This is a genomic window from Pseudomonas sp. (genome assembly GCF_037994325.1).
GTDB lineage: Bacteria > Pseudomonadota > Gammaproteobacteria > Pseudomonadales > Pseudomonadaceae > Aquipseudomonas.
In genome coordinates this window covers 1-6,277 of the sequence record NZ_JBBNAH010000489.1, presented here as the reverse complement: position 1 = coordinate 6,277, position 6,277 = coordinate 1, and the positions used below count along the sequence as shown (strand labels likewise).

Sequence of the window (6,277 nt, the reverse complement as noted above, 5' to 3'; positions counted from 1 at the left end):
GTGATCATCTACCCGGATTTGCAGGCGCTGGTTTTGAAAGATATGGCCTTGTAGCGGGGTGTCCGGCAACGTACATCCGCGTGCGAATGGGCGCAGTTGGGTGTGGGCGACGGCATGGCCGGTTCGCAGATCGAGAAAATAGGCGGCGCCGTAGCCCAGATAATCAAGATCGGCAACGGTCAGCGATAACATCCAGTCCGGGGTGGTGACGCACCAATGGTTCCAACGCTTGCGTCGGCCTAAATTGCCGGGCATTGAGCATTGGATATGGGGGCGCGTAGACCAGCCAACTGCCATGGGCAGCAGTTGCCCCTTGGCATCGCATAACGGTAGCCAGGGGTCGGTGGCAAAGGCGCTGTTGAGGTTGCTCATCGAACACGTCCGTGTGTTGCTGATAAAGGAGGTTTGGCTGCAGATCGGGATTAGGCAGGAGCTGTCGTTCTATTAAAAGCGCCGCGCTGGTTTTACAGCGCTGGTGACGCGCCTGCCTGAAAGGTTGCCAAAATGTTGGCGCGAAGGATGCCCTTTCATCGCCTTGTGCTGCAAGTGCTGGCAATTGGCTTGCGGACCAACGGAACGGCTTCAAGAGCTGTAAGCAAATTCTTATAGCCCGCAATCGTGCAACCCCTTGGCTTGAGCCGGGTCGAAGCAACGCGCAGAATGCCCAGCCTCCGGGATTAGCCACTAACTGCAATTTTCTTTTACTCACTACCAAGCAAGGAAACACCATGAACCCGATTCGTACCCTTTGCACCGCCGCCTTTATGATCTGCCTCAGCGGCCAAGTATTCGCAGACGCCGCCAGCCACGCCGCTAGCGCCGAAACCTTCCTCAAACTGGCTCACGCCGACAAACTCACCGCTCCTATCTACGCTCAAGTCGACCAACTGTTCGACCAGCGCTTCACCCAGGCCCAAGCGCCAGAATCGAAAAAAGCTCTGCTGCAAACCTACCAAGCCAAGGCTAAAGCCTCGCTGGACAAAGCCGTTGCCTGGGACAAACTCAAGCCGGACATGGTTAAGCTCTACACCACCAGCTTCAGCGAACAGGAACTCAAAGACCTGATCGCCTTCTACCAGTCGCCACTGGGCAAGAAAGTGCAAGAAACCATGCCACGTGTAACCGCCCAATCGGCGCAAATGGCTCAAGCCAAACTGGAAGCTGCAGTACCGGAAGTGAACAAGCTGCTGGCTGACATGACCAAAGAGCTGACCCCAGCTGACGCCAAAGGCGCCGCTGCACCAGCCCCTGCTAAAAAGCCGTAATCGGAGTTGACCATGAGCATGCGTGAACGCATTCAAACCACCCTTGCTGCCCTCGAACCTGCGTTCGTTGATGTGCAGGACGAAAGTCATATGCACAGCCGTGGCCTCGAAACCCACTTCAAGGCCGTGGTGGTAACGCCAGCGTTTGTTGGCCTGAATGCGGTCAAGCGTCATCAAAAGGTCTACGCCACCCTGGGCGACCTGATGGGGCAGATGCATGCGTTGGCGCTGCATACCTACACCCCGGAAGAATGGGCAGCCACCGGAGCTGCTCCGGCTTCACCGACCTGCGCCGGTGGTCATTAATACCTGCGCTGTCTCCCGGTAAAAAAACCGCCGTTTGATCATTCAAACGGCGGTTTTTTTTCGCCCGTCCGCAAGGAGGGCTGTGTGTTGGTCAAACGCTTGATGCATTTACGCCGTGGTGCGCACAGCACAGCCTACGCAGCTTTGGCCTGGCAACGGCGCCTGAACATCGCATAAAATGCGCGCCGCGCCAGCAGGCGCCATTTTTAATACGTCCGGTCCGCCCTTTACGCGGGTGACCACCTGGAGAACTACCCGATGACCCAATCCATCGTCGTGGCGGCGCTGTACAAGTTTGTCACCCTGACCGACTACGAAGCGCTGCGTGAACCGTTGTTGCAAGCCATGCTCGATAACGGCATCAAAGGCACGCTGCTGATTGCCCTCGAAGGCATCAACGGCACCGTTTCCGGTAGCCGCGAAGGCATTGATGGCTTGCTCGCCTGGCTCAAACTTGATCCGCGCTTTAACGATATCGACCACAAAGAATCGTTCTGTGATGAGCAGCCGTTTTACCGCACTAAGGTCAAACTGAAAAAAGAGATCGTCACCCTTGGCGTGCCGGGCGTGGACCCTAACCTCAAGGTCGGCACCTACGTTGAACCGCAGGATTGGAACGCGCTGATCTCCGACCCCGACGTGCTGCTGATCGACACCCGCAACGATTACGAAGTGGCCATCGGCACCTTTGAAGGCGCGCAAGACCCGAAAACCAAAAGCTTCCGCGACTTCCCGGAGTACATCAAAGCCAACTTCGATCCGGCTAAGCACAAGAAAGTGGCGATGTTCTGCACTGGCGGCATCCGCTGTGAAAAGGCCTCCAGCTATATGCTCGGCCAAGGCTTTGACGAGGTTTTCCACCTTAAAGGCGGGATCCTTAAATACCTGGAAGAAGTACCGCAGGAAGAGACCAAGTGGCAGGGCGACTGCTTTGTGTTCGACAACCGTGTGACCGTGCGCCATGACCTCAGCGAGGGCGAGTACGACCAATGCCACGCCTGCCGTATTCCGATTTCGGTTGCCGACCGCCAATCGCCGCACTATGTACCTGGCGTCAGCTGCCCACATTGCTGGGACACCCTTAGCGAGAAAACCCGCAACGGTGCGCGCGAGCGGCAAAAGCAGATCGAACTGGCCAAAGCCCGTAACCAGCCCCATCCTTTGGGTTACAACGCGCGGGAAAAGTAAGCGCGGCCTACGCTCCACCGAATGCCTTTTAACGCCCCAGTAGCAGTCCCGGTTAGCGGAGTGAGCATGCAAGCGCGCCTGATTTATGTGATGGACCCGATGTGTTCCTGGTGCTGGGGTTTTGCTCCGGTGTTCGACGCCCTCATGCAACAGGCGCAAGCCGCCGGTGTTAGCAGCCACCTGGTGGCCGGTGGTTTGCGCGCGGGCACTGTCGCGGCGTTGGAGCCCACCACCAAGCGTTACATTCTTGAGCATTGGCAATCGGTGCTCACCAGCACCGGCCAGCCCTTCACCTTTGACGACGCGTTGCCCGATGGCTTTGTCTACGACACTGAGCCGGCCTGCCGTGCGCTGGTGGCCGCACGCAGTTTGGATGCCGATAGCGCCTGGCCGCTGGTCAAGCTGATTCAGCAGGCGTTCTATGTGGGCGGGCGCGACGTCACCCAGGCTGGCGTGTTGGTGGAACTGGCCGAACAGGCCGGTTTACCGCGTATTGAGTTTGCCGCTGCGTTTGACAGCGCCGCCGAGCAGGCCGCCACGGTTGCCGACTTTGAGTGGACGCAAAACCTCGGCATCGCCGGTTTCCCTACTGTGTTGGCAGAATGCGATGGTCGTTACGCGTTGCTCACCAACGGTTACCAAGCACTGGACCAACTGGCGCCGTTGCTGGCTCGCTGGCTGGAGCACAACGCCCATGCTTGATCGCTTGAGCTGGGAAGAAATCCGCCGTCTGGCCCTGCGCCACAAAAAATCGTTAGTAATCGCCAATCTGGTTGCCGTGTTTGCCACGGTGTGCAGCGTGCCTATTCCCCTGCTGTTGCCGCTGCTGGTGGACGAAGTGCTGCTTAAGCAGGGCGACGCCGCGCTCAAGGTAATGAATAACTTCCTGCCAACTGGCTGGCAAACGGCGGTGGGCTATATCGGCTTGATGGTGGTGTTGACCTTGGTATTGCGCAGCAGCGCCCTGGTCTTCAACGTGTTGCAGGCGCGGCTTTTTGCGCGCCTGTCGAAAGATATCGTGTACCGCATCCGCGTGCGCCTGATCGAACGCCTCAAGCGCATTTCCCTTGGCGAATACGAGAGCCTGGGCAGCGGCACGGTGACCACTCACCTGGTCACTGACCTCGACACCCTGGACAAATTTGTCGGCGAAACCCTTAGCCGTTTTCTCGTGGCCATGCTCACGCTGACCGGCACGGCCGGCATTTTGATGTGGATGCACTGGAAGCTGGCGCTGCTGATCTTGCTGTTCAATCCGTTGGTAATCTACGCCACCGTGCAGTTGGGCAAGCGGGTCAAACACCTGAAAAAGCTGGAGAACGACAGCACCTCGCGCTTTACCCAAGCACTAACCGAAACCCTCGAAGCCATTCAGGAAGTGCGTGCCGGTAACCGTCAGGGCTTCTTTCTCGGTCGCCTCGGCTTGCGTGCCCAGGAAGTGCGCGACTATGCCGTGGCCTCGCAATGGAAAAGCGATGCCTCCAGCCGCGCCAGCGGGCTGCTGTTTCAGTTCGGTATCGATATCTTCCGCGCCGCCGCCATGCTCACCGTGCTGTTCTCCGACCTCTCCATCGGCCAGATGCTCGCGGTGTTCAGTTACCTGTGGTTTATGATCGGCCCGGTCGAGCAACTGCTGAATCTGCAATACGCCTACTACGCCGCCGGGGGGGCGTTAACCCGGATTAATGAACTGCTGGCCCGCGCCGACGAGCCGCAATACGTGGGCGGCGCCAATCCCTTTAGCGGTCAACCCACCGTCGGCGTCGAAGTGCGCGGCTTAAGCTTTGCCTACCACGACGAACCGGTGCTCGACGGTCTTAACCTGGCGATCGAGCCCGGGGAAAAAGTCGCCATTGTTGGCGCCAGCGGCGGTGGTAAAAGCACCCTGGTGCAACTGCTGCTGGGCCTGTACAGCGCCCAGGCCGGCAGCATCCGTTATGGCGGCAAAAGCCTGGAAGAGATCGGCCTGGAAACGGTGCGCGAGCACGTCGCGGTGGTGCTGCAACACCCGGCGCTATTCAACGACACCGTGCGCGCCAACCTGACCATGGGCCGTGAGCGCAGCGATGAAGCCTGCTGGCGCGCACTGGAAATCGCCCAACTGGCCCACACCATTCAAGCCTTGCCCAACGGGCTGGACAGCATTGTCGGCCGCTCGGGCGTGCGCTTATCTGGCGGGCAACGCCAGCGCCTGGCCATTGCCCGCATGGTACTGGCCGAACCCAGCGTGGTGATTCTCGACGAAGCCACCTCGGCGCTGGATGCCGCCACCGAATACGCCCTGCACCAGGCCCTTGGCCAATTCCTGCAAGGCCGCACCACGCTGATCATCGCCCACCGCCTTTCCGCCGTTAAGCAAGCGGATCGGGTGCTGGTGTTCGACGGTGGCAAGATTGCCGAAGACGGCGGGCATCAAGAATTGATCGCCGAAGGCGGGTTGTACGCCAAGCTTTACGGCCATCTGCAGCACTAAAAGCGAACGACCGCACACCCTATACGTTGAAACGCGGTCGGCGCTTGACCGTAGGGTGTGCTGCGCGCACCTCGGGATTTACGGATTTATGCCATGGTGCGCACAGCAAACCCTACGGCCAATCGAGCGTAAGTTGGCTGTGGAATTCGCGCTCAACACCGCTCAGCGGGTCGGCAAACCGCAGGCTTTGCGCCAGCAGCTTTAGCGGCTTGCTGTAATCATCCACGGCGTTTTTATCCAGCTGTGGATAAAACGGGTCATTGCAAATGCCCGCGCCCAGCGCCGCCAAGTGCAGGCGCAGTTGGTGCTTCTTGCCGGTTACCGGGTACAGCCCATAACGCCAGAGCCCACCATTGCGCTCGCGCACCTGCATCAGCGTTTCGCTGTTGGGGTCGCCTTCACCTTCCTTCATTAAAAAGAACGGCTCGCCGGCCACCATGCGGGTTTTATGCAGGTGCGGAAATTCGACATGGGGTAGGGCAGGGGCGATGGCTTCGTAGGTTTTGTGTATCTGCCGCTCGGCAAATAAGCGCTGATACGCCGCGCGGCTTTGTGGTTGCACGGAGAACAGCACCAGGCCGGCAGTCAGGCGATCAATGCGGTGCAACGGCACCAGGTCGTGGCTGCCAAAACGTTTGCTCAAACGCGCCAACAGGGTTTGTTCCACGTATTCGCCTGCCGGGGTCACCGAGAGAAAATGCGGCTTGTCGGCGACGATCAGATGCTCATCGGCGTACAGCACCTGCTCTGCAAAAGGCACCGGCACCTCGTTAGGCACTTCACGGAAATAGTGAATGCGCAGGCCCTGTTTGTACGGGTGCTCCGGGCCGATGGTGGCGTTGTGTTCATCCAGCACTTTGCCGCGCGCCATGCGTTCGAGCCAGGTGTCGCGGCTGATGGCCGAGAAGTGCGCGCACAGGCAATCAAGCACCGTAAGCCAGGGGCCGGCGGGAAGGCAGAGGGTGCTGCGGCGGGTAGGGTGGGGCATGGTTATAGTCTTTTGGGAGCAGGCGCGATTTTAACCATATTCGGCGTACCTGGGTCC

7 protein-coding genes are annotated in these 6,277 nt (G+C 59.2%); 5 read left to right on the top strand and 2 right to left on the bottom strand.

What is annotated here, in order from left to right; translation table 11 throughout:
• Positions 1-372: DUF2804 family protein (locus tag AAAB16_RS16705; protein ID WP_340664332.1), on the bottom strand; the 372-nt coding region annotated here is incomplete at its 3' end.
• Positions 373-728: 356 nt separating this feature from the next.
• Between AAAB16_RS16705 and AAAB16_RS16700 the strand changes: the two genes are divergently transcribed.
• From AAAB16_RS16700 to AAAB16_RS16680, 5 genes are all read left to right on the top strand, one after another.
• Positions 729-1,265 carry a DUF2059 domain-containing protein gene (locus AAAB16_RS16700; RefSeq protein WP_340664331.1) on the top strand — a complete coding sequence of 179 codons (537 nt, stop codon included), beginning with the start codon at positions 729-731 and terminating at the stop codon, positions 1,263-1,265.
• Positions 1,266-1,277: 12 nt separating this feature from the next.
• Positions 1,278-1,571, top strand: a complete 294-nt coding sequence (locus AAAB16_RS16695; RefSeq protein ID WP_110616355.1) for a BolA family protein — start codon at positions 1,278-1,280, stop codon at positions 1,569-1,571.
• Positions 1,572-1,829: 258 nt separating this feature from the next.
• Complete coding sequence (locus AAAB16_RS16690) at positions 1,830-2,759, top strand: rhodanese-related sulfurtransferase (RefSeq protein WP_340664330.1); 930 nt, start codon at positions 1,830-1,832, stop codon at positions 2,757-2,759.
• Positions 2,760-2,825: 66 nt separating this feature from the next.
• Positions 2,826-3,461: a DsbA family protein gene (locus tag AAAB16_RS16685; RefSeq protein ID WP_340664329.1), complete on the top strand. Its 636-nt coding sequence runs from the start codon at positions 2,826-2,828 to the stop codon at positions 3,459-3,461.
• Positions 3,454-5,232 (top strand): ABC transporter ATP-binding protein, encoded by a 1,779-nt coding sequence (locus AAAB16_RS16680; protein WP_340664328.1) that lies wholly within the window; start codon positions 3,454-3,456, stop codon positions 5,230-5,232. The genes AAAB16_RS16685 and AAAB16_RS16680 overlap by 8 nt, the downstream gene beginning before the upstream one ends.
• 112 nt (positions 5,233-5,344) lie before the next feature.
• Here the strand turns inward: AAAB16_RS16680 and AAAB16_RS16675 are convergent, their stop codons facing one another.
• Positions 5,345-6,220, bottom strand: coding sequence for a pseudouridine synthase (locus AAAB16_RS16675; RefSeq protein ID WP_340664327.1), 876 nt, complete (start codon positions 6,218-6,220; stop codon positions 5,345-5,347).
• Positions 6,221-6,277: the final 57 nt, after the last annotated feature.

Excerpts from the sequence above, each read along its gene's own strand:
- AAAB16_RS16700 (WP_340664331.1), top strand. The coding sequence starts at position 729 with ATGAACCCGATTCGTACCCTTTGCACCGCCGCCTTTATGATCTGCCTC.
- AAAB16_RS16695 (WP_110616355.1), top strand. The coding sequence starts at position 1,278 with ATGAGCATGCGTGAACGCATTCAAACCACCCTTGCTGCCCTCGAACCT.
- AAAB16_RS16690 (WP_340664330.1), top strand. The coding sequence starts at position 1,830 with ATGACCCAATCCATCGTCGTGGCGGCGCTGTACAAGTTTGTCACCCTG.
- AAAB16_RS16685 (WP_340664329.1), top strand. The coding sequence starts at position 2,826 with ATGCAAGCGCGCCTGATTTATGTGATGGACCCGATGTGTTCCTGGTGC.
- AAAB16_RS16680 (WP_340664328.1), top strand. The coding sequence starts at position 3,454 with ATGCTTGATCGCTTGAGCTGGGAAGAAATCCGCCGTCTGGCCCTGCGC.
- AAAB16_RS16675 (WP_340664327.1), bottom strand. The coding sequence starts at position 6,220 with ATGCCCCACCCTACCCGCCGCAGCACCCTCTGCCTTCCCGCCGGCCCC.